Origin of the sequence: Klebsiella sp. 141240 (assembly GCF_050600805.1) — a bacterium.
GTDB lineage: Bacteria > Pseudomonadota > Gammaproteobacteria > Enterobacterales > Enterobacteriaceae > Klebsiella > Klebsiella aerogenes.
The window spans coordinates 79,169-102,813 of the sequence record NZ_JAQIRK010000003.1; the positions used below are offsets into that span (position 1 = coordinate 79,169).

Genomic DNA, 23,645 nt, shown 5'->3' on the forward strand with positions numbered 1-23,645 from the left:
AGACAATGAATGCAGGTTAGACTGTTCGTATAAATGGGATAATCAATGCGTTCAGGCGCGGTGGGTATATGGATAAGCTGGAATCAATGCAGGTCTATGTTTGCGTGGTAGATGTCCATAGCTTCGCAAGGGCGGCAGAAGTGCTGGGACTACCGCGTTCAACGGTATCGCGGGTCGTTAAGGAACTTGAGACGTACCTGGGTATTCAACTATTACAACGCACCACCCGCAAACTCAGCGTGACCGCCGACGGCCGACGTTACTATCATGAATGCAAAAAGGTGCTGGCTGATATTGCGACGATGGAGTCTTCATTTCCCGGCAGGTCTGCACAACCCAGAGGCCGTTTCAAAGTTGGAATGCCGCAGTCGCTCGCCCGCCATTGCATACTTCCCCGGCTGCCTGCATTTCTGCATCAGTATCCTGAGCTGGAATTGATACTTTGTTCCAGTGATAACGTCGAAGACATCATTCAGGCGGGATATGACTGCGTGATCCGCGCCGGCAGGATCGAAGATTCAACGACGCTGGTCGCCCGCCCGCTCGCGAACTTCAGATGGATGGTTCTGGCTTCGCCAGACTATATTGCCGCCCATGGTAAACCGGATAACGTAGACAGCCTGCAAAGACATCACGCCGTTGGCTACCTGAATCATCGCTCCGGGCGTACCACCGACTGGTTTTTTACGTTGGATGATGGTATGGTGACTGCGCGCTCCGTATGAAAGAGACGCTGATAGTTGATGATACTGACGCTTACATCCAGGCTGGAATACAAGGCTTTGGTTTGATTCGTGTCGCCAGCTATCTGGTTGCGCCCTATGTGCAAAGCGGAGCGCTCGTTCTCTGTATGGAGCACCTCTCTTTTGATTTACCGCTTTCTCTGGTTTATCCGCAAAACCGCTATCTTCCTCCTTCGGTACGCGCTTTTTATGAGTGGAGCAGAGCGGTTTTGCATCAAACCATTAACGGATGATTAAAATCGTGGCATGGCTGATTCAAACTAGCGTTGCTGAAGTGAGAAGAAAGCTGGCGGAAGCTAAAAAATGCATCGCTACGGATATCTGTGTGGGGATTAAAAAAACAGCAAAAAATGCAGGGGATAAGAAGAGTACCAGGCTTCCGAAAATATATAAAACGTCATTGTTTATGGTTTTTATATAATCAGCTCCGTCTAAACGAAATCCTAATTGTTATTATTTTCGAGGCAAGGTATAGAATTGTTCGTGGTTTTATTTCAGTATGCATAGCGCAAATAGTAAGCCTGAGTACTGCGTAATGTATTTGCTGATATTATATTTTAAGGATTAATGTTAAGGGACTATACATATGAATAAAATCTGTGTGGCGGTATTACTGACAACGGCGATGGCAAGCGGCATGGCGCTTGCTGATAATCATACGGTATCAATCGGTTATGCGCAAAGTAAAGTGCAGGACTTTGATGATATCAATGGTGTAAATCTGCAATATCGTTATGAGTTTAACTCCACGTTAAGTGTCGTTGCCTCTTTTTCTTATATGCAGGGCGACGGTGAGCAGAATTATTTATACTATGGCGACTCAATAAAAAATAGTGTCGATGTGAAATACTACTCCTTACTCGTGGGGCCAGCGTACCGCATTAACAATTATGTCTCGTTATATGCGCTGGGCGGTGCGGCCTATGTTAAAGCTACAGGCTCGACGAAATGGATAAATGCAGGAGATGTTACCGCTAATTATGAAGATATCTCTGAAAAATCGACCTCTTTCGCTTACGGCGCCGGTGTGATTATTAATCCTGTGGAGAACCTTTCCGTTAATATCGGATATGAAGGAACTCAGGCCGACCTGGCAGGTAATTACTCAATTAATGGCTTTAACGTTGGCATTGGCTATCGTTTCTGATAATAAAAACAGCCTCCCTCCCGGTCGGATCTTCCGCTCGGGAGAATTTTATTGCCCGCCTACAAAACGGGCAACAGAGGTGACAGGTTTACGCCGGAGGAGTCTGGCGGTGTCACAGTTGGTCAGGAACCGGCTTGCCAGGCCAGTTCCTGTTTGTAGTGATTTTAAACCGCCGCAGTGCTGGTTAATTAGCTCGTCGTTCCCCGGCCTCCCAACTATAAACATCCGTGCCAATTAACGAGTCGCCAAGCTCTTGATAATCGAAATCATAAAAATCAGCACTGGCGCCGTAGCCGGAGTAGTCTACTGCCGCAAGCCCTACAAATGCCCCGGTAAAGAAACCGCCATAGCTCTGTAGGACATAGTCATCAGAAAGAACGGCGGCATCTAAAACTACCGGAATTTCAATAAACTCGACGCCGTCAAAACTATACTCATAGCTATAGGTCTGCTTTCTGACTTTCGTCCGTAACCATACGTATTCGACGTCGTCAGGAACCTTAATCGCATTATCTTTCAGGTTCGAAGTATATTTTCCGCGATTGTTCTCGGCAACCTCGATGACTCTTCCGTTAATTTCATTCCAGGTAACAAAAGCAAAGCTCCAGTGGCGATCGTTGTAGTAATTGGTTAATCCGGCCATCTGTTGGTAACTGAAAGGATTAAAGGCGACTTTAACCTGGGCATTAAAATAAAAGGCTTGCCAGCGGCGGGCAATCAACGACAGATCATGGGTATTCGCTAATGATCCCTGGCCGATTAAGGTGAGCTTTCCGTCGCCTGTAGTACCCATTTTTTTGCTAAAAGGGACCCGCAGGGTATTCCAGTTAAGATTAAGCGTTGGCGTTGTAAATTCATCGTGCTGGCTATTATCTTTCGCGCTTTCAGTATAAATGGCGTCTTTTGGCCCCTCGACAAACGTTTTACCGCCGTGACCGCCTACAATGCGCGGCCAGCCATCTTCATCCCAGTACACTTTTTGGATAGCCGTTTCCCGGCCAAGCGTGGACCAGCCGCGAGGATCATAGATTGATTCCCCAGGACGATTCCACGGACGCGCGCACAGCGAAGCATAATACCACTCGCCTTCGGGCGTCGAAACCAAAGCGCCGTGTCCTTGCTTCTGGATATAGCTGTCCGGGGTATCAACGTTAGTTAAAAATACTTCTCCTGGTTCAGTTTCGAAGCTGTCCGCGTTTAACGTCGTGGAACGGGCAACCACCTCCTGATGAGTAAATACCGTCCCCCCTTGAGCGGCAAAGAGATAGTAATAACCGTTCAGTTTGTAGAGATGCGGTCCCTCAACGAGCGCCACCGCGGTACCGCGATAGATGGTACGCGCAGTTTCCGGCATTAATTTTAAAGTTGTTGTGTCAAGTTCTGTTAAGGTAATCCCATCAAAAGGATGGTGGTACTCCCGATGGTCCCACGTCTGTTGCACGATATATTTACGGCCATCATCGTCATGGAAAAGTGAAGCGTCAAAACCTACGCCATTCAGTTTTATCGGCGAACTCCACGGGCCGCGAATATCTGTTGCGGTAGTCAGGTAGTTTGTCATGTCTTTAAAGGCACCTTCGGTGACTTTCACATCGGTATACACTAACCAGAATTTGCCATCCGCGTAAGAGAGCGCCGGAGCCCAGATGCCGCCTGAAGACGGATTGCCTTTCATATCTAAAAGAGTAGTGGTCGACAATGGTGACGGCAGCAGATTCCAGTGCTGTAGATCCTTTGACTCATGCAAACGGACGCCGGGAAACCACTCAAACGTTGAGTTGGCGATATAGTAGGTGTCCTCAACACGGATAATGCTGGGGTCGGCATTAAAACCACGCAAAATAGGGTTTTGGATAAGAGACATATCATTACACCTTTATAAATTTAAAATTTAATTCGTATTGGTTTTACACCCGAATCTCATCAAGCTGGCGGTTAATGTCGCCGACGTGTTTGTCTGAGATAGGATAAATTTGCATGACGATCATCGAGACAACCGCTAAGGCGATGGGGATCCAAACCGCTGTCATCATGATCCCGTCGATAGCGCTCGCGCTTTGTTGTGCGCCGGTTTCATTAAAACCATAGACGGCCAGCAGCCACAGAGGAATGGCTCCGCCGATGGTAAAGCCAATCTTGAAAAAGAGTCCCATAATGGCGTTGATGATTGCCGCATTTCGCTTACCAGACTTTAATTCGCCATAGGCAATAACTTCAGGTACCAGTGCCCACATAAATCCGGTGGCTGAGGTTAAGCCCCACTGTTTAATAAATGTGGCGATATAAGCAAGCCACAGCGCATCGTGCATACCTTCCCGTGACCAGACATACGTTAATAACTCACCGACAATAAACATCCCCAGGAAAATGTGGAAGAAGCCTTTCTTTCCAAAAATTTTCTTGAGTTTTGGCCAAAAAATGGGGAACGCAATACCCGGTATTGAGGCGACCAGGCCAACGGCACCCATCCACTCAGAGTGACCAACCACATATTGATTGAAAAAGCCATTAACCGTGTTCATAAAGAACATGAAGGTAAAGGCCAGCATAAAAAATAATCCAAGAATGACAAGGGGGCGGTTATTTTTGAGCTCAAGGAACAAATCGGTTGTTTTGACGTTTGCCGTCTGCTCTGCGGTTGCAACGACACGTTCTTTAGTGAATTTATAGCAAATAAAAAGTGCCACCGCGCCTAATAACATATAAACGGAGTAGACGCCGAACCATGCGTAATTCGCGGATGGGTCGGTATAGTTTCCCAGATTGAGTTCTATGCCAAAAAAACCAGTATCCTTTAGGCTACGATCTTTTGGTGACGCCATTTGCACGAACATTGGGAACAGGGTATACACCAGAAGATTGGCGCTATTAGCCAGCATCATTCGCGTACTGGTTAATTTATCAATCGACTCCGGGTCTCTTGTTAGCGAGGCATTAAGAGAACCGTAAGGAATATTGACCAGGGAATAAACTAAATCCAGCGCTAAATAGATGATAAAAGCAAACGGTACGGAGCCTCTGACGCCCGGAATAGGGGCAAAAAGCAAAGCGGAAAGGATCACTAGCGGCACGCCGGCTCTTAATAGCCAGGGACGATATTTCCCTGCCGCGGATGTCCTTTTGTCCACATAGGTTCCAACCATCGGATCCCAAAAAACATTGATGATTCTGACAAAAAGAAAAATGAACCCCGCAGTGGCTGTACTGATCGTATTTACCGTCAACATATGTAGAGCAAGAAAGCCGCCGATCGTGCCAAAAACCAGGTTTTGCGCAAAATCGCCCATACCGTAGCCAATACGTTCCCCGCGAGTTAATTTATGATATTCATCATTGCGATTTTGCATTATGTTTTTACTCATTCTGAGCAGACTCCGGTTTGTTGTGTGAATGTGAAACACTTTCTGACACAAATGATCTCGAAGAATCTATTACGTTTTTAAATTAATTAATTATGTTTTTTTACTTCTGTGATCCTCAAAGCAAAGGTCGTTTGGCATTATCTCTGTACTCTATATGGATTTTATGATGTTGATTATATGAAAGTGATATTTGCGAGATGGCTCACATTTGAGTGTTTTCTCAATCGCTGAGTGAAATAACGTAATTGAGCAACCGGTTTATAGAATACAGGATGTGTCATAGTTGTTACATTTCTTACATCCACCAATATTGGAGCGTTCATGCAATCTTAGGTCAAGTGCAGCACGATTAATAGTTTTGTTCACCATACAATGAAATCCATGCGGCAAGTCTCTGCGGCGTTGCTTGTTTTAGCGCTAATCATTAATTTAATTGTGGGAAAGGAGAACGTTATTCGTATAAAACCTCTGTAGCCGTACAAAATAAAAATTAAATTGTTCTCACAGTAGCAACATATTCTGCGTGGCCAGAGTGAGGTTGTTATTGCCTGAATAAAATTAACCTCTATTGAGATAATGATGACAATGATAAGAAAGCTTCCATTAACTATGGCGGTCATCGCCGCGTTTTCTCCGTTTACCTCTGTAACAGCCCAAGAGTTTACCCAGGAGCAGATCGACGCCATCGTCGCGAAAGCGGTTGATAAAGCGCTGGCCGACCGCCAGGCGAAAATCGACGCCGCGGCCAATAAAAAGGTCGATGTTATTACCAACCCGCAAACCACCGCCGCTTCGCCGGATCTGGCGATCCCCTTCGGCCTGAAATTTAGCGGTTACGCCCGCTATGGCGCCCACTTCCAGACCGGCGACCAGAAATATGTCGGCGTCGACGGCTCCTATAACGGCGCCTCGGCGATCGGCCGTCTCGGCAACGAAAGCAACGGTGGCGAATTCCAGATCAGCAAAGCGTTCAAAAGCACGCAGGGGGCCATCTGGGATCTCAACGTCATGTTTGACCACTGGAGCGACGAGGTTAACCTGAAAAAAGCCTACGTCGGCGTCACCAACGTCCTCGAATCCAACCCCAACGCCTATATCTGGGCCGGCCGCGACTTCCACCAGCGCCCGCAACAGGGGATCAACGACTACTTCTGGATGAACCACGACGGCCAGGGCGCCGGGGTGAAGAATTTCGATATCGGCGGCGTGCAGTTCGACGTGGCGACGGTGTCGCAGGTGAAATCCTGTAGCCCGGAAGTGATGGCCGACGAGACCAACCCGTCGCGCATCACCTGTACCGGCAGCTCCGATACCGGCGATAACGGCCACTACGCGTTGACCACCAAAACCCACAACATCAAGGCCGGGCCGATCGACGTCGAGGTATATGCCAACTATGGCTTTGACTCAAAAGCGGTGGACAGCGACGCGCGCCTCGATGCCTGGCAGGGCGGGCTGGTGCTGAGCCACACCAACGACAGCGGGGTGAATAAGGTGATCCTGCGCTACTCCGACAACTCGGATAACAGCGTCTACAACAAAACCGACGACCTGACCACGGTCTACGCCAGCTTTGAGGGCAGCCATAAATTCACCCAGCAGGCGCAGATCGAATATCTGCTGGCCTTCCACGACTACGACAACGGCAAGGACAATACCGACAACCGTAAAAACTACGGTGCGATCGTCCGGCCGATGTACTTCTGGAACGATGTGCACTCGACCTGGCTGGAAGCGGGCTACCAGCGCGTTGACTACGACCAGGGCGGGGATAACCACGGCTGGAAGCTGACGCTGTCGCAGAATATCGCCATCGGCATGGGGCCGGAGTTCCGCCCGATGCTGCGCTTCTATGTTACCGGCGGTCAGGTGAATAACGAGCACACCGCGAAAGTAGACGGCACCAGCGACGAGCGACTGGATTCGCTGAACATCGGCGGTATGTTTGAGGCATGGTTCTAAAAATTGATGGATTTAACAAAAAATCAGGCTGGCCTATGCCAGCCTGTTCATTAATTCTTTTATCTTATACGGACTAGATGGCCGTTCTTTTTCTGACTCCAATTCAACCAATCCGTTTCCATCGAATAATTTTATAACTCTGCGTTTTAATAATTTCCTTAATTATATATTTTCTGCGATGTTTATTGATTTAAAGATTGTGATGACTTAATGCATTGATCATGATTATTTCTCAAGGGGAATATTGATCTGCGCCAATAAAAACAATGAGTTTATATAAAAAACTGCCTTTCACTATTGTTTTGGGTTTTTATGTTGTCTTTGTTTTATTCGTCAACATTCTTTTGTGAAGTGTCGCTACTTTATAGCGTCTGGTGCTGTGAGTGTTTGTGTTAAATTACTGGTAATCTTATTTGCGCTGGATTTTAGAATGACGCGCTTGTTATATTGTGCGGGTTTTTTCAAACATGACTTTTGACCAAATGAGATTTCCTCCACATTCATTCCTTAAGGAAAAGGGAGCGTTATGGCTGATTCATTCCAGAATGAGGTGCCAAAGGCACGTATCAATTTAAAATTGGCGTTACATACCGGAGGGGCGCAGAAGAAAGTTGAGCTGCCGCTTAAACTCCTGACCGTTGGCGATTTCAGCAATGGCAAAGAACATCGGCCACTAGCTGAGCGCCAGAAGCTAGATATCAACAAAAATAATTTTAACAATGTACTTTCGGAATTAAACCCGGAGGTCAACCTCACTGTTGCAAATACGCTATCGGGAGACGGTTCAGAGGAAGGCATTAAACTGAGCTTTTCCAATATAAAAGATTTTGAACCAGAGCAGGTGGCCCGGCAAATACCTCAACTCCGTGCCATGCTGGCGATGCGTAATTTATTGCGTGATCTCAAATCAAACCTACTTGATAACGTAACTTTCAGAAAAGAGCTTGAGCGAATTCTTAAAGATCCGGCACTGTCCGACGAATTGCGCGCTGAAATGAATGCGCTTGCCGAGAAATAATCTGGATCGTCTCTTTTAATGGATTAACCGGGAATATGCTGATGTCTGTAAATACTGAAACAAGCCTCGTTCAGGGGCAGACGACCGTACTGAACAAAGAGGGGGTATACGCTTCCCTGTTTGAAAAAATTAATCTGAGCCCAGCATCAAGCCTGGGAGATATTAATGCCTTTTTAGATGATACCGTGCTGTCAGATGCGACGGCAGGCGAACGCCTGACGGCTGCGATGCAGGTCTTTATGGACTGCATCCGCCAATCTGGCAAACAGGTGGAAAAGCTCGACAAAACGCTGATAGACCACCATATCGCCGAACTGGATTATCAAATTAGCCGTCAGCTTGATGTCGTCATGCATCATCAGGAATTCCAGAAAGTGGAATCTCTGTGGCGGGGATTAAAACAGCTGGTGGACAACACTGATTATCGTCAGAACGTAAAAACCGAAATTCTGGATGTTTCCAAGGATGATCTCCGCCAGGACTTCGAAGACGCGCCTGAGCTGATTCAGAGTGGTCTGTACTGGCATACCTACACGGCGGAATATGACACCCCGGGCGGCGAGCCAATCGGTTCGGTCATCTCGGCATATGAGTTTGATGCCAGCCCGCAGGATATGACGCTGCTGCGCAATATTTCTAAAGTCTCCGCGGCTGCCCATATGCCGTTTATCGGCGCAGTTGGGCCTGCGTTCTTTATGAAAGATACCATGGAAGAAGTAGCGGCGATTAAAGATATCGGCAACTACTTCGATCGTGCCGAATATATAAAGTGGAAATCGTTCCGCGAAACTGATGATGCCCGCTATATCGGGCTGGTGATGCCGCGCGTATTGGGTCGACTACCATATGGTCCGGATACCGTACCGGTACGCAGTTTTAACTACGTAGAACAGGTTAAAGGTCCGGATCACGAAAAATACCTTTGGACCAGCGCATCATTCGCCTTTGCTTCCAATATGGTCCGCAGCTTCATCCAGAACGGATGGTGCGTACAAATCCGTGGCCCGCAGGCGGGCGGCGCGGTGAAAGATCTGCCTATTCACCTCTACGACCTCGGCACGGGCAACCAGGTGAAAATCCCCTCTGAGGTGATGATCCCGGAAACTCGCGAATTCGAATTCGCTAATTTGGGCTTCATTCCGCTGTCTTATTACAAGAACCGCGACTACGCCTGTTTCTTCTCGGCTAACTCTACTCAAAAACCAGCGCTGTATGACACCGCTGATGCGACCGCCAACAGCCGTATCAACGCGCGCCTGCCGTATATTTTCTTGCTGTCTCGCATCGCGCATTACCTGAAGCTGATTCAACGTGAAAACATCGGTACCACTAAGGACCGACGCCTGCTTGAGCTCGAGCTCAACACCTGGATTCGTGGCCTGGTGACTGAGATGACCGATCCGGGCGATGAACTGCAGGCTTCTCACCCGCTGCGAGACGCGAAAGTGGTAGTGGAAGATATTGAGGATAATCCTGGTTTCTTCCGCGTGAAGCTGTATGCGGTACCGCACTTCCAGGTTGAAGGTATGGACGTCAATTTGTCGCTGGTTAGCCAGATGCCGAAGGCAAAAGCGTAACGTACAGGAGGTGTGATGAAGATTTACCGTCCGTTATGGAGTGATGGCGCCTTTCTGACGCCGCAACAGTTCCAGCAGCAGTCTCGTTGGGAAGCTCATGTTGCGGATACGGTCTCAAAGATGGCGCTAGGTTTTCCCTGGGGGGTACTGGCGGCTGAGTTTGATGAAGGTGCGCTGGCGTTATCCCGACTCAATGCCACTCGTCTGGTGGTTCGTTTTACGGACGGTACGCTGATTGACACCGATCTGGCCGATACCTTGCCGCCGGTCTGCGATCTCTCGGGTCTGCAACAGGAAAGCGTTGATGTTTTACTGTGCTTACCGCTGCTCAGTGCCAGCGGCGGTAATCTCGACGACGGACAAGAGAGCGTTCGTCCGTATCGTTGGCGATCCGAGAGGGTAATCGTACAGGAACTTGCGGGCCACGAACGTAGCGAACTGGCGGTATTGCGGCATGGGCTAACGCTACGTGTTTCCACTCAGGAAAACGACGCATGGTTGACATGCCCGGTCGCGAGGCTCATCCGCAATGCGCAGGGAGTATGGACTCTCGATCGGCGATTTATTCCGCCGATGCTGGCGCTATCCGCTTGCCCAACCTTGGTCGGCGAACTTGGCGATTTACTGCATCGCCTGCAGATACGGCGTGGGCGCCTGATGGCTATGCGCCGGGAAAGTAACGAACGGATGGCTGATTTTGCGGTAGCGGACGTCGCTTTGTTCTGGTTGCTTAACGCGCTGAATAGCATGGCGCCGGTGCTGACCGAATTACACCAAACGCCCTCGCGTCATCCGGAGTTGTTATACCGTGAACTAGTAAGGCTTGCGGGGAGTTTGCTGACATTTTCCCTCGAACACCACGTGGAGGATATTCCCCTTTACCAGCACCAATCTCCGGAGCTAGTTTTCCCGCCTTTGTTTGCGCTACTGGATAGCTTACTTGAGGCCAGCCTGCCGTCCCGTGTCATCGCCATCGCGCTGGAGCAGGGCGCGGACAGGGAGATTTGGCGTGGGAAATTACACGATCCGCGGCTGCGCGAAGGCGCGGACTTCTATCTGTCCGTACGCTCTTCGATGCCTAATTACCAGTTGCAGAATCGTTTTCCGCAGCTGTGTAAGGCTGGTAGCCATGACGATGTGTCAGAAGTCGTGAATGTTGCTCTCAGCGGCATAGTCATAAAACCGTTGAGTCATGTGCCTGCTGCAATTCCCTTACGGCTGGAAAACCAATACTTTGCGTTGGATCTGTCGACAGATGCGGCTCGCACCATGCTGGAAGCTGGAAACTGTACGTTTTATACCCCGGAGTCTCTCGGTGAAGTGAAACTTGAACTGTTTGCGGTGCTGCGCTCATGAAAACGCCTGATATCGATATGATCAATAGAGTCTTTTATCCAGGCTGGTTGATGGTTAGCCAGTTACGTAACGGTCAGCAGATTAAAGACGGCGATGCGCTGTATCGCCGCGCCTGTCGGTGGATATCTGAGGCTCGCGAGTTTCTGACGAAGGCCGGGGTCAGCACGACAAACAGCGAACGGATGCTCTATGCCTACTGCGCACTGCTTGATGAAAGCGTGTTGAACCGCGACCTACAGGATGACGGCTATCGCCGTTGGCGCAAGGACCCTCTGCAGGCGCAATTCTTCGGGACTCTGAATGCCGGAGAAGAATTGTGGGATCGCATTCGTGCGATTTTGCGTGAACCAGCCGCTGATGTCATGGTGCTAACCTGCTTGTTCAGAACGCTACAACTCGGTTTTGTCGGAGCATATCGCGCCGTTGACGACGAACGGCGGGAGGATGTGGTACGGATGCTCAGCCAGCGGGTACCGCCATTCTCACTGACGCAGGAGGCGCCGGTAGTGGTTCGGGCCGCGAGGCTACGCAGCGGTCGCCGCCGCTATTGGCTGGGCTGGGTAGCGGGCATCGTTGTACTGGCTGGGTTATGGTTCACCTTCTCGTCTGTGTTATCGCAAATGGTATTACAGATAGCAGGGCGAGGTTAAGGCATGCGCATTGGATTCCGTGGTCTACTCACGGTCGTTGCCGCCATACTGGCGCTGTGGCTGGTGCTGGGTTTCTGCTCATTTTCCGCCGGTAATCGAGCGGTGCTCTGCGCCGGTATTTTATTGATATGCGGCGCCGAGCTCTGGCGCCAGCATCGTCGACGTCATTTGCTAGCGGGACAGATCTGCGTAGTTGACCTGCCGCCGGAGAATTTCCTGGGGGCGGTGGTGCTGGTTTGCGGCGATAACCTCACTTTATTTCCAGCTAACACGGCTTACCGCGAAACTCAAAAAGCCTGGTATTTACGGGCGGCAAATACGGAACAGCTCCCCCTGCTGGCGCAGCGTCTGTCAGCGGCGCGTCCTGCGTTGGTATCGCAGGTTTCCGTACTATTGGCAATCACCCCGGAATCTCACGACTGCGCTGAGCGCTTTACGCAGTTCTTGCAGGGATGGCGTCGTAGTATTGGGCTGTGTCGGACATGGTTGAATGGCAAACCGCCGGTCTGGTGCGTGTCCTGGGTTTCGCCGCCAAGCCTCGAGAACGCAGACGAGCACCGCTGGTTCACGGTAACGCCTGAACTAGCGGGAATGCAGGTGCGACAGAATGACGATGTGGCGGTACCGATTGCCGAATGGCAGCGGGCAAACGGACATGACGCGTCAGCTCTTGGGCACGTACTCTGGTTAGACAGTATCCTGGCGCTAATGGCGAAGCATATATTTCAACCTTTGTCCGTCCGGCAGGGAGAGCTTCCTCCCCTGGGCTTCTCCGCCGTTGGTATCTGCCTTACGCCGGTAGCGGCATGCGCCGGGAATATGTGGCAACAGCAGCTTGCTGAGGTGACCTCGCTCTCCCCGGCATGCGCTAAAACAAGCGGAATATTACCGCTTCCGGATCTCCTTCTTTCTTATTTACCCCGCAATCACGGGATCGGTCGCCGCATGCAGGACGCGCGCCTGTTTGGGGGGGCATGTTTCCTCTTTCTGGCGCTGGCAATGCTGGCATCTTTTATTAATAACCAGCGGCTGCTGGATAGCATTGGCGACCATCTGGCTGCGTATCAGCAGCTTAGTGGAACACCACCTGCGCCCAAGCTGTTGGCGCAACGGCGTCTGCAGGCCGACAGCCGTTTACTGGACGATTGGCAGCGGCGCGGCGAGCCGCTGCGTTACGGGCTCGGACTCTATCCTGGGGCACGGCTGATACCGCTGCTTGAAACCGCGATTAATAACTGGACGCCGCCGCCGCCGCCCCGGCCAGTAATCAAAAAGATTATACAAGGGCCACAAACTATCCGTCTCAATAGCATGTCGTTGTTTGACATTGGCAAATGGACGCTGAAACCCGGCTCCACCAGGCTGCTGGTGAATTCACTGGTGAATATTAAGGCAAAACCTGGCTGGCTTATCGTAGTTGCCGGACATACCGATAGCGTCGGACATGATGCTGCAAACCGGGCGTTGTCCTTGAAACGTGCGGAATCTGTGCGCAACTGGATGCGTGACACCGGCGATGTGCCGGAGAGCTGTTTTGCGGTGCAGGGTTATGGCGAAAGCCGTCCTGTCGCCAGCAACGACACGCCGCAAGGCCGGGCGCTGAACCGTCGTGTCGAAATCAGTCTGGTACCACAGGCGACCGCCTGTCTGGCGTCAGACAACACACCTGCGCCATCTCAGGATGATGGCGCGTCAAAAAATGAAATGGAGTAATTAACATGGCAATACCAGTCTATCTCTGGCTCAAGGATGATGGCGGCGCGGACATCAAAGGTTCCGTGGATGTGAAAGATCGTGAAGGCAGCATTGAAGTTGTCGCACAGGAACATAACCTGTACATCCCGACCGATAACAACACCGGCAAACTGACCGGCACGCGTATCCATACGCCGTTCCTGTTTACCAAGGAAATCGACTCCTCCAGCCCGTACCTGTACAAGGCGGTCACCACCGGCCAGACCCTGAAATCTGCCGAGTTCAAGTGGTACAAAATCAACGATGCCGGTCAGGAAGTCGAGTACTTCAACACCAAACTGGAAAACGTGAAGGTGGTGAAAGTTAATCCAATGATGCACGACATTAAGAATCCAGCCTACGAGAAGCACAATCATCTGGAGCAGATTGAACTGCGCTACGAAAAAATCACCTGGACCTATAAAGACGGCAACATCATTCATTCCGATTCATGGAATGAACGTACGACTGCCTAATCCCGTAAGCAGACGGTTTCCGTCTGCTTTTCTTTGCTAAGCCTCTGTTATCGCAGGTGCTTAGCAAAGAAAACACAATTTGCCTGCTCGACCTCGTGCGCTTTGGTCTCCTGTATAACGGGAAACAGCGATGGGCGGTAGCGTGTCCGGAATCGATAAAGAGAGAGTCTCATGGAAAATCCAGCCATCCTGTTACGCCGTTTAAACCCTTACTGCGCCCGTGCGTTGGAAGGCGCAGCCTCGCTGTGTCAGGCCCGCGCGCATGCACAAATTCTTCCCGAACACTGGCTGTTGAAACTGTTAGAGCAGGGCGAGGGCGACCTGACGGTGCTGGCGCGGCGTTATGAGTGGGATATGGATGCTATCTGGCAAGACCTGCTCTCTTTTTTGGAAAAACTACCGCGTTCGGTGCATAGTCGGCCGCAACTATCCGGCAGCATTCAGAGTCTGATGCAGGAGGCGTGGCTGAGAGCTTCGCTGGCGGGAGAAACGTCTATTCGCAGCGTTCATCTGCTGATGGCGCTGGTCAATAATCCTGCCCGGGTGCGTTGCGATAGTCTATGGCCGCTATTAACTCTGGGGCAAAAGCAGCTTGAGCATCTGCGCCCGCTACTGGATACGCAATCAGATGAACGTCCGGAATTACAATCAGAAGAACTGAATCATGCTGGCGACGTCGAGTTTGTCGGCCGCCCGGCAGAAACCGTTGAAAAAGCCGGCGAGCTGAATCCTGCGCTACAGAACGCGCTGGATAAATTCACTCTTGATGTCACCACCCGTGCTCGTGAGGGCAAGATCGACCCGGTATTTGGTCGCGACAGTGAAATTCGCCAAATGGTAGACATCCTGTCACGCAGGAGAAAAAACAATCCAATACTGGTAGGCGAGCCTGGCGTCGGCAAGACCGCGCTGGTGGAAGGGCTGGCGTTACGTATCGCGGAGGGTAACGTTCCCGACAGCCTGAAGCCAGTTACGGTACGCACGCTGGATCTTGGCTTGTTGCAGGCCGGGGCGGGCGTTAAAGGCGAGTTCGAACAGCGGCTGAAGAATATTATCGCAGCGGTACAGCAGTCGCCCGTACCGGTGCTGCTGTTCATCGATGAAGCCCATACCATTATCGGCGCAGGTAACCAGGCAGGAGGCGCGGATGCCGCCAATCTGCTGAAGCCCGCGCTGGCCCGTGGCGAACTGCGCACTATTGCTGCGACAACCTGGAGTGAATACAAGCAGTACTTCGAGCGCGACGCTGCGCTGGAGCGTCGTTTTCAGATGGTCAAAGTTGATGAACCGGACGACGATACCGCCTGCCTGATGTTGCGCGGGCTGAAATCCCGCTACGCCGAACACCATGGTGTGCATATCACTGATGAAGCGATATGCGCGGCCGTTACGCTCTCCCGCCGTTACCTTACCGGCCGACAGTTACCAGATAAGGCGGTGGATCTGCTGGATACCGCATCCGCCCGTATTCGCATGGGTATCGATACCGTACCGGAACCGCTGACGCGGATGAAGGGGCAAATCACGGCGCTGGAACTGGAAAAACAGGCGCTGTTGGAAGATGCCATACTCGGTAACGATAGCGACAATGGACGGCTGGCGACAATTGAGCAGGAAGAAGTGCGCATCATTTTACAGCTCGACGAACTGGAAACACAGTACGGCCAGGAATTGAAGCTGACAGAGCAATTGCTGGTTTGCCGGGCCGACCCCTCACGCCGGGGAGAGAGCGGCGAATTACAGCGCCAGCTCGCCGATGTACAACGTAATAGCCCGCTGCTGGGACTGGATGTGGATGTACGCACCGTGGCGACGGTAATTGCCGACTGGACGGGGGTTCCGCTCTCTTCATTACTGAAGGACGAGCAGAGCGAAGTTTTAAGCCTCGAGTTGAATCTTGGTAAACGGGTTGTGGGGCAGGATAATGCGCTGAGCGCCATCGCCCAGAGACTGCGGGCCGCCAAAACCGGGCTCGCGTCTGAACACGGCCCGCAGGGCGTATTTCTGCTGGTGGGGCCGAGCGGCACCGGCAAAACGGAAACCGCGCTGGCGCTGGCTGATGAGCTTTTCGGCGGTGAGAAATCGCTTATTACCATCAATCTTTCCGAGTACCAGGAACCGCACACCGTTTCTCAGTTGAAGGGCTCCCCTCCGGGATATGTCGGTTACGGGCAGGGCGGTATTCTTACCGAGGCGGTACGTAAGCGGCCGTACAGCGTGGTGCTGCTTGATGAAGTCGAAAAAGCCCACCGAGATGTGATGAATCTATTCTATCAGGTGTTTGACCGCGGCTTTATGCGCGACGGCGAAGGCCGGGAAATCGACTTTCGCAATACGGTGATCCTGATGACTTCAAACCTCGGTAGCGATCTGCTAATGCAAATGCTGGAGGAGGCGCCGCAAGCGACGGGTCCCGAATTGCATGAGCTGTTGCGACCCGTGTTGCGCGATCATTTTCAGCCCGCCTTACTTGCTCGTTTTCAGACGGTGATATATCAGCCGCTCAGCCAGCCAGCAATGCGCAGGATTGTCGGCATGAAGCTCGAGCAGGTCTGTCAGCGTTTGCATCGTCATTACGGTATGACAACTGAGGTAGCTGAAGGCCTCTATGACGCATTGACGGATGCCTGCCTGCTGCCTGATACCGGCGCACGGAACGTAGATAGTCTGCTTAATCAGCAAATCCTTCCGGTCCTGAGTCAGCAACTGTTAAGCCATATAGCGGCAGGTCAAAAACCTCAGCATCTGTTCCTGGGGGTCGATGAAGACGGCGGAGTGGTTATAGAGTTCCGCGAGGCCTGATGGTTATTTTGCCGCGCCAGTGACGGTAATAAACGTTATGGCGCGGGAGATGAAAAAGCAAAACTAAACTTGCAGGGCGTTGAGGCCTTCATGGAGAGAAGAGAATGAGTTTGATGGATGCGCTGATCGGTGAACGTACAATTGCCCTGAATCGCTATCAGTTGGATATACCCTCATGCCCATCGCCGCTTGATGTGGAATCGTTTAGCGGCACAGAAATGTTAAGCCAGCTTTATCATTACAGCATCAGCTTTACCAGCGCGGATAAAGATATTGATGTCGAGCATATGCTGAGCAAACCCGCCTCGCTGACTATGGGGGGCGGTATTCTACGAAGCCTGGCGCAAAGTCGGCGGGTTCACGGCGTTATCACCGCCTTCAGCCGCATCAGCAGCTCTGCCGATCAGGCTGCCTATCAGATCACCCTGGAACCGTATTTATCCTTGCTCGATAAACAATTTCGCAGCCACCGGTTTTTCGTTAACCAGTCGGTGCCGGAAGTGGTCGTGCAGATCCTGCAGGAACATAACCTACACGGCTGGGAGTATGAGTTTAATCTCAAACATAATTATCCAAAACGTGAGCAGATAAACCAATATCAGGAAAGCGATCTGGCATTCATTCAGCGCTTGCTGGCCGAAGTAGGCATATTTTATTACTTCACTTTGCAGCAGGAGGCGCAGAGCGAAGTTGTGCATTTTGCTGATGCGCAGCGCGCGTTGATCTTTGGTAAAACCCTTCCGGTTAATAGCCCATCAGGGATGAGCGACAGCGGAGAAGAATCGATTTGGGGACTGAGTTCGACGCATAACGTGGTTGAAGCGAGTGTTATCACCCGGGATTATAACCACCGAGACGCGCAGAGCATCCTTCAGTCAGCGCCTGCGGACATGACTCGCGGGGATGGCGAAGGCAACACGTATGGCGAAGTGTATCACTACCAGCCGCGTCATCTGGCGCGCGGAGACAAAATCGAGCCGCAGGTGGAAACCGCCAACTTTTACGCGCGTCTCGACCATGAGCGTTTTCTGGCCAGTCAAACGTTAGTTACTGGCGTTAGCACGGCGCCATGGCTAGCGCCGGCACAAGTCCTGACTCTTATTGATAATCTGCCGCCGGCTTTACCTGCATTATTGCAAGACCCTCTGTTGATCACCGGCGTTGCGCTAAGCGCCAGCCGCAAAGACGCGCTGCAGGTCAGCCTGCAGGCGGTACCATACCGTGAGACAATCTGTTGGCGTCCGCCGCTGCTACCGCGTCCATTGGTGACCGGCACGATGACGGCACGAGTGACCAGCGCTAAAACCGGTGATATCTATGCCTGGCAGGATGCCTGCGGATTGTATCGGGTGAAATTTGACGCCGACCGGGACGGAAAGTCGCCGGGACGGGAAAGTATGCTGGTGCGCCTCGCCAAACCTTACGGTGGTGACGAGTACGGTTTTCATTTCCCACTGATCCAGGGAACGGAAGTGGCAATCGCCTTCCATGAAGGCGACCCGGACCGCCCATATATCGCACATGCCTTACACGATTCCCGCCATGTTGATCTGGTGACGGAAAAGAACAGTACGCGCAACGTGATCCGCACGCCGACCAACAACAAGCTGCGGATGGAGGATAAGCGCGGTGAAGAGCATATCAAACTCAGTACCGAATATGGCGGTAAAACACAGCTGAATCTGGGGCATCAGGTGAATGCCGAGCGCGCGCTACGCGGGGAAGGCTTTGAACTACGTACTGATTCGTGGGGGGCGATACGTGCGGGGAAAGGCCTGTTTATTAGCGCCGATCTGCAACCAAAAGCCGGAGGGTTACAGCTGGATATGCAGGCTGCGAAGGATGTGTTGCAGGCTGCGCTTCAGGACGTGGAAGGTATTCGTGCTGCCGCCGAGAAAGCAAAAGCTGAACTGGCGGATATTGAAAAGCAAAAACAACTACTGACCGAAACATTAGCGGAATTAAAACAACAGGCGCTGTTACTGTCAGCCCCTGCCGGGATTGCGCAGGTTACTCCCGCCACTATGCAGCTGTCATCAGGCGATAATTTAATTGTTACTTCCGGCTCGAATGCGGATATCAGCATTGGCAAGAAATTCCGTCTCGGGGTGAAAGAAACGATTAGTTTATTTGCGCAATTGATGGGAATAAAAATTTATGCCGGTAAAGGTAAAGTCGACATTCAGGCTCAAAATGATGCACTGGATCTTCTGGCCCAAAAAACGCTCACTATTGCCAGCAAAGACGAACAAGTGATTATTTCGGCGGCGACAGAACTGTTGCTGAACTGCGGCGGCGCCTATATTCGCTTGAAAAATGGCGATGTTGAAATCGGCGCTCCAGGTAGTCTTCGCCTGAAATGTACAAACCTGCAAAAAATGGCGGCTGCGTCCTTGCATTCCAGCATAGATCTCCCTGCACCCTGTGCTTCAGCCATGGATACCGCTGGCGGAACTCAAAGTCCAACGGTAACCTTTAATTAAAGAACAATAAATGATGAAAGCGTCAGTAAATTGTAATTATGCTGAAGATGTCTTGCGCTTGAAGATTAAAAATACCAAGCAGCAACTTCATAATAGCTTTGTCACCAAAAATCAGTTGTGTATTTTAATGATCGACGCCGCGATCGCCAGATTTCGTCAGCAAGAACAATCGCTATATACGCCTCTACTGGCAAGGGAATATATCAGAGTTCCTGTTGCGCCTCGTTATCTGTCAGCGGAGTTCGAACCACGTTTAATTCCCCTCGATTTATCCATTGCTGATGATGTGCTGTTGCTGGAGATGAGCGCAGAGCTGGCTTGTAATGAAATTCATCCGCAAAGTATCACTCAAGGATATGGCCGGTTAATATGTGGCTGGCTTTCTTGTTCGACTTCGCCGGAGGCATTAGCACTTCATTTAGCGAAAAGCGCGCTGCAGGAGCGTGAAGGGCAGGATACGCTGCTACGCTTTTATGATCCTGCCGTCGCGCTGCCGTTATGGTCATTATTAGATAACTGGCAGCAGCAACGTTTATTTGGACCATTAGCAGCCTGGTTTTCTATTGATGGAGATGGTCAATGGGTTCAAAGGAAGGGGGCGGAACAACAGAATATTAGATTATCTTATTCTCTGTCATTGAGTGAAGATAATTGGCGCGATATTCAGTTTATCGGCATTGTAAATCGCATTATGTGCCAATATCGCTGTTCATATATTAATGAGTTGAGATTTTCCGAGCAGCAGGTATTTACCCGGATTATTCCGGCGCTCCGCCGTGCATGGGAATTTCCATTTCATCACCCACAAGATTTGACCCTTTATGGCACGCATGCTTTAACCATATCTCCCGATTTTGATCGCCATATAGATTTATTGCAGGCGCTTCAGAAAGGCCCAATAGAAAGCAATCAAACATATCGTGCAAGGGTGGCAAATTTCAGTGAGCGCCAATGGCAGCGAATAAAGGAAGAGTGCACGCAATATCAATACCAGGGCGAACAATAAGAGGAGTACAGGGATGTCTAATCATCAATGCGATTGTAAGGCGCAGGGGCCGGCATTATTACCGGTACGTTATGCTGTGGTGCCAGACAGTATCGAAGGGGAATTACCACAGTGGGCGCGGCCGGCGACGAGTGATTATCCGCATCACGACGGCTATCATTATGCGTTACGTGCTATGCGCCGGGGATTTATTTATATCTACTACCCGCATATACCTTCATGGGAGGCCTGGTCGGTAAGCGATGATGGCAGCTTATGGAAACAACTTTCCGCTGAAAACGTGCAGCCGAAATCGCAACCTGATTGTATTAAAGGGTCCTACAATCAGGGCGGCAAAGATTTCATAACCCTGCCTGCGCATGTGCTGGAAAATGATATCTGGATAGCGTTCAGCCAGCGTCAATGGAGCAAGACAACGCTGGATAGTTATCAAAACGACAGCGATCGTCGCGAGGCCAGAATGCAATGCCTGAGCCAATCGCACTGGGATAGGCCAACATCAACAGCTCCAGTAACGGAAGCGACGGAAGACAGTTTGTCGTCGGTGCTTGATTATATCCCTATGCGGGGAAATCAATTAAGTCCGGCCCAACTACTTCCTTATGACGGGGTTGTTGATCAAGTGAGTTATTTTTCCAAATATGAATATCATCTGTGCGATGAAACGCTGCCGCAATGGCGGCGCTGGCGAGCCTCGTTATGGGGAGAGGAGATAAAAGCGGGCTCTGCGATAAAGCCGCAGTGGACCTTATACCCCTGGCGATCTAGTCGCGGGGTAGGAAGTACGCTGCAGCAAATGCAGCAACGAGGGGTCAGCGCTGAGGGTACGCCGATTAAGCCTTTGATGATGGCATTACATGATGCCACGGGTATAATCCATGAACTCACCGGCTGGTCTAACGGTATTTTAGCGTTACAGCAGAAATTTTCCGACGAGCGGCAAGTTGAATTATCGACCCTGAATCTTATTAATGGTGTAAGACAGCTTATTATCAAGAGTAATTATCCGCAGTTAACCGAACGCCTTGAAAAAACGCGGCTGGATCAAGCCGCGATGGATGAGACATATCGACGATATCTTGAGGATAAAAAAAATGATGGTACTGATATACGGGATATTCGTAGCCGTGAGGATTTTGAAACCTGGAATACGCGTGGTTATATAGACTTCAGGGCGTTCAGCATCGCCGAAGACGAACTGGAGAAATACGACTGGATGTTGAATCCAACGCGGTTGGGTTCGTTTAATGAAACCGTCGATTTACTGACTACGCGAGTGAGTAACCTGCTGACCTGGTTAATTGAGTTCCGTATTGAGTGGTTACAAACCCCCTTATTTATTGCCGAGACGCAGGATTTCAATTCAAACGATCCGGTCGATAATCTTAGCTACCGTGAAATAGTCGCCTTCGCGATTTCGGGTATTGATATCCATCCCCACGGCCAACTACTGTTGGATCGCTGGATTGCTGAATATAGTACCGCTAATGCGGAGAATTTGGTCTGGCGAACGCACTTTTATAATAACCCGGAAATCATGGCCGAAGCCGAGGCATTACTTACCCTTGCCCGGCAGGCGGAAACTGACGTGGTACTGCCGGAGCAGGTTCTTGAATTCTTTGACGCCAATAGTGTTAAGCTGATTAAGATTTTTAAAGGTTTTGAAAAAGCCACGGATGCCCTGAAAAGTAATTTAGCTAAGAATGCCGTACTATCGCAAAAAGTGCTTTACAGTATGGACCAATATATGGCGACCGTCGGCGCACGAATTTTTTCGGCCACGGGAATCGGCCGAATATTGGATAATATACGCGGCGTTATTACCCATGCGATATTTTCCCTTGCAGCCGGGAAAACCGTAGCGCAAACCAAAGCCTTTGCCAGCCGGTATTTTGGCTGGATGTATGAACGTCATACCTATGTTGCCGGCAACGTTTTTTATAATCCGGATAAGCCCAAAGCACAGTCTAATCTTAATTCGGCCAAAGAACGGTTTGCCAAACTGAATGAATCCTTTGCCGAGTATGGTCGGGAGCAGGAGGGGGCAGCGGCATTTAAGACGACCAGCATCAGAATCCTGGTAACTTTCTTGAATATTTACGAACTTGGCAATCTGTATCGTCACAACAATGGGGATGCCGCCAGCCAGGCGAAAATCGCCAGCTCCGCCCTTGTGACGACCAGCGGAATCATCGATGTAGCTATGCCTGCAATGGAAAAGGCCTGGCAGGGGAAAAATGGCTTGCAGTATCTGAAAATGTCGGGCGCCGGTTGCACGATGATTGCGTCGGCCATTTTGCTTGGCCTGGATGTAGCTAAGGTGTATCAAGAATATAATACAGAACAACGAGAATTATTCCTTGGTCTTTATAGTGTAAAAGTCCTGAGCGATCTCGCAGCGATATTTAAAGCGAATGGTAAGCTGCTGGAAGCGCTGATTGCCCGCTTTGGCTGGGAAACCGCCGTTGCTTCGCGCGGAACATGGCTGGGAAGACTGGTAAAGCCGGCACTCAGTCCACTAATAGCTATCGAATGGGTAGGATTACTTTCCTCCTGGCAAGTGTCGCTGCTGATCATGCTCGTTGATTATGTCGCGACGCAATACTATTCTCGCGATGAGCTGCAAAAGTGGTTTGAACAAGGCATCTTTGGCAATGAGTGTGAAAAAAACACCGATGATTTTACTGCAGAGGACATCAGTACTGAAATAGCTCGCTGCCAGCAGTCATTAGAATATGCGCTAAGTAAAATGGCGGAACCGCAAGAAGAGATTAAACAAGATGTAATAATTCAGGAGTCATCTTATCCACTTTATAAAGATCCGCTAGTTTCTAAACTAGAGGAAAAAACCAAACAGGATGAATGGAAAAAGAGATCACCATACCCTATTTATAAGGGTTAAGTTGTTTCTGTACTGGCAACAGGTATTGATTGATGAAGTAATAGGGCGTATAAACCTGAACTATTCAACCATCTATCTCTCTTCAGCTTATTGTGGCGACCTTACGCAGTAATTGAGTAATATTAACGGAAACTGTTTGTAAAGGATTATTGAAAGCTTATGTTAACAGGTGTTGTGAGGTTAAATGATCGGCTAAATAGTGGTGGCCGTGTCATTTCGGCATCGTCAACAACGATCGTTGACGGACAACCAGTTGCTTTGTTGGGTGATAAAGTAATATGTCCGCTAGATGGCCATGGTGAGAATTATATTATTGAGGGTTGTCTTCAGTGGATATCCGATAACAAACCCGTTGCCGTTGATCACTGTGCATGCCTGTGCGGTTGTTATGTTATCTCTAGTCTGTCTGATACGGGAATAGGATAAT

Annotated in this window: 16 protein-coding genes and 1 pseudogene; 15 read left to right on the forward strand and 2 right to left on the reverse strand. The window is 50.4% G+C overall.

The genetic code is table 11. The features are described 5' to 3' along the window. The first annotated feature begins 68 nt into the window (after window positions 1-68). The 3 genes and pseudogenes from PGQ95_RS06205 to PGQ95_RS06215 all read left to right on the forward strand — a co-directional run bounded on the left by PGQ95_RS06205 (window position 69) and on the right by PGQ95_RS06215 (window position 1,890). Window positions 69-976, forward strand: a pseudogene (locus tag PGQ95_RS06205) (LysR substrate-binding domain-containing protein). An 8-nt stretch (window positions 977-984) separates the two neighbouring features. Then, window positions 985-1,164: a hypothetical protein gene (locus PGQ95_RS06210; protein WP_430917324.1), complete on the forward strand. Its 180-nt coding sequence runs from the start codon at window positions 985-987 to the stop codon at window positions 1,162-1,164. Between the two features lie 165 nt (window positions 1,165-1,329). After that, window positions 1,330-1,890 (forward strand): Ail/Lom family outer membrane beta-barrel protein, encoded by a 561-nt coding sequence (locus PGQ95_RS06215; RefSeq protein ID WP_113373183.1) that lies wholly within the window; start codon window positions 1,330-1,332, stop codon window positions 1,888-1,890. A 184-nt stretch (window positions 1,891-2,074) separates the two neighbouring features. Here PGQ95_RS06215 and PGQ95_RS06220 read toward each other — a convergent pair whose 3' ends face one another. Then, window positions 2,075-3,754, reverse strand: a complete 1,680-nt coding sequence (locus PGQ95_RS06220) for a glycoside hydrolase family 43 protein (protein ID WP_430917326.1) — start codon at window positions 3,752-3,754, stop codon at window positions 2,075-2,077. A gap of 43 nt (window positions 3,755-3,797) precedes the next feature. Next, on the reverse strand, window positions 3,798-5,237 hold the full coding sequence (locus tag PGQ95_RS06225; protein ID WP_308958413.1) for an MFS transporter: 1,440 nt from the start codon (window positions 5,235-5,237) through the stop codon (window positions 3,798-3,800). Window positions 5,238-5,831: 594 nt separating this feature from the next. Here PGQ95_RS06225 and PGQ95_RS06230 point away from each other — a divergent pair. From PGQ95_RS06230 to PGQ95_RS06285, 12 genes are all read left to right on the forward strand, one after another. Beyond that, window positions 5,832-7,214 carry a carbohydrate porin gene (locus tag PGQ95_RS06230; protein WP_087859416.1) on the forward strand — a complete coding sequence of 461 codons (1,383 nt, stop codon included), beginning with the start codon at window positions 5,832-5,834 and terminating at the stop codon, window positions 7,212-7,214. Window positions 7,215-7,740: 526 nt separating this feature from the next. Further along, a complete protein-coding gene (gene tssB / locus PGQ95_RS06235; protein ID WP_087859417.1) occupies window positions 7,741-8,232 on the forward strand; it encodes a type VI secretion system contractile sheath small subunit in 492 nt (163 codons plus the stop codon). 41 nt (window positions 8,233-8,273) lie between these two features. Then, window positions 8,274-9,809, forward strand: a complete 1,536-nt coding sequence (tssC, locus tag PGQ95_RS06240; protein WP_087859632.1) for a type VI secretion system contractile sheath large subunit — start codon at window positions 8,274-8,276, stop codon at window positions 9,807-9,809. 15 nt (window positions 9,810-9,824) lie between these two features. Continuing rightward, on the forward strand, window positions 9,825-11,165 hold the full coding sequence (gene tssK, locus PGQ95_RS06245) for a type VI secretion system baseplate subunit TssK (protein WP_087859418.1): 1,341 nt from the start codon (window positions 9,825-9,827) through the stop codon (window positions 11,163-11,165). After that, window positions 11,162-11,815 (forward strand): type VI secretion system protein TssL, short form, encoded by a 654-nt coding sequence (gene tssL, locus PGQ95_RS06250; RefSeq protein WP_411325013.1) that lies wholly within the window; start codon window positions 11,162-11,164, stop codon window positions 11,813-11,815. Before tssK ends, tssL begins: the two co-directional genes overlap by 4 nt. A 3-nt stretch (window positions 11,816-11,818) precedes the next feature. Continuing rightward, window positions 11,819-13,528, forward strand: coding sequence for an OmpA family protein (locus PGQ95_RS06255; RefSeq protein WP_348854739.1), 1,710 nt, complete (start codon window positions 11,819-11,821; stop codon window positions 13,526-13,528). Window positions 13,529-13,533: 5 nt separating this feature from the next. Next, window positions 13,534-14,025 (forward strand): type VI secretion system effector Hcp, encoded by a 492-nt coding sequence (gene hcp / locus PGQ95_RS06260; RefSeq protein WP_047067878.1) that lies wholly within the window; start codon window positions 13,534-13,536, stop codon window positions 14,023-14,025. A 171-nt stretch (window positions 14,026-14,196) separates the two neighbouring features. Further along, a complete protein-coding gene (tssH, locus tag PGQ95_RS06265; RefSeq protein WP_430917329.1) occupies window positions 14,197-16,827 on the forward strand; it encodes a type VI secretion system ATPase TssH in 2,631 nt (876 codons plus the stop codon). Window positions 16,828-16,940: 113 nt separating this feature from the next. Then, window positions 16,941-19,310, forward strand: a complete 2,370-nt coding sequence (locus tag PGQ95_RS06270; RefSeq protein ID WP_430917733.1) for a type VI secretion system Vgr family protein — start codon at window positions 16,941-16,943, stop codon at window positions 19,308-19,310. A 10-nt stretch (window positions 19,311-19,320) separates the two neighbouring features. Next, entirely contained in the window at window positions 19,321-20,316 is a 996-nt protein-coding gene (locus PGQ95_RS06275; RefSeq protein ID WP_430917331.1) for a DUF4123 domain-containing protein, read from the forward strand. Window positions 20,317-20,329: 13 nt separating this feature from the next. Further along, window positions 20,330-23,218 (forward strand): T6SS effector BTH_I2691 family protein, encoded by a 2,889-nt coding sequence (locus tag PGQ95_RS06280; RefSeq protein ID WP_430917333.1) that lies wholly within the window; start codon window positions 20,330-20,332, stop codon window positions 23,216-23,218. A 159-nt stretch (window positions 23,219-23,377) separates the two neighbouring features. Continuing rightward, the gene (locus PGQ95_RS06285) at window positions 23,378-23,644 is read left to right on the forward strand and encodes a PAAR domain-containing protein (RefSeq protein WP_430917335.1); all 267 of its coding nucleotides are present in this window, start codon (window positions 23,378-23,380) and stop codon (window positions 23,642-23,644) included. Window position 23,645 lies beyond the last annotated feature (1 nt).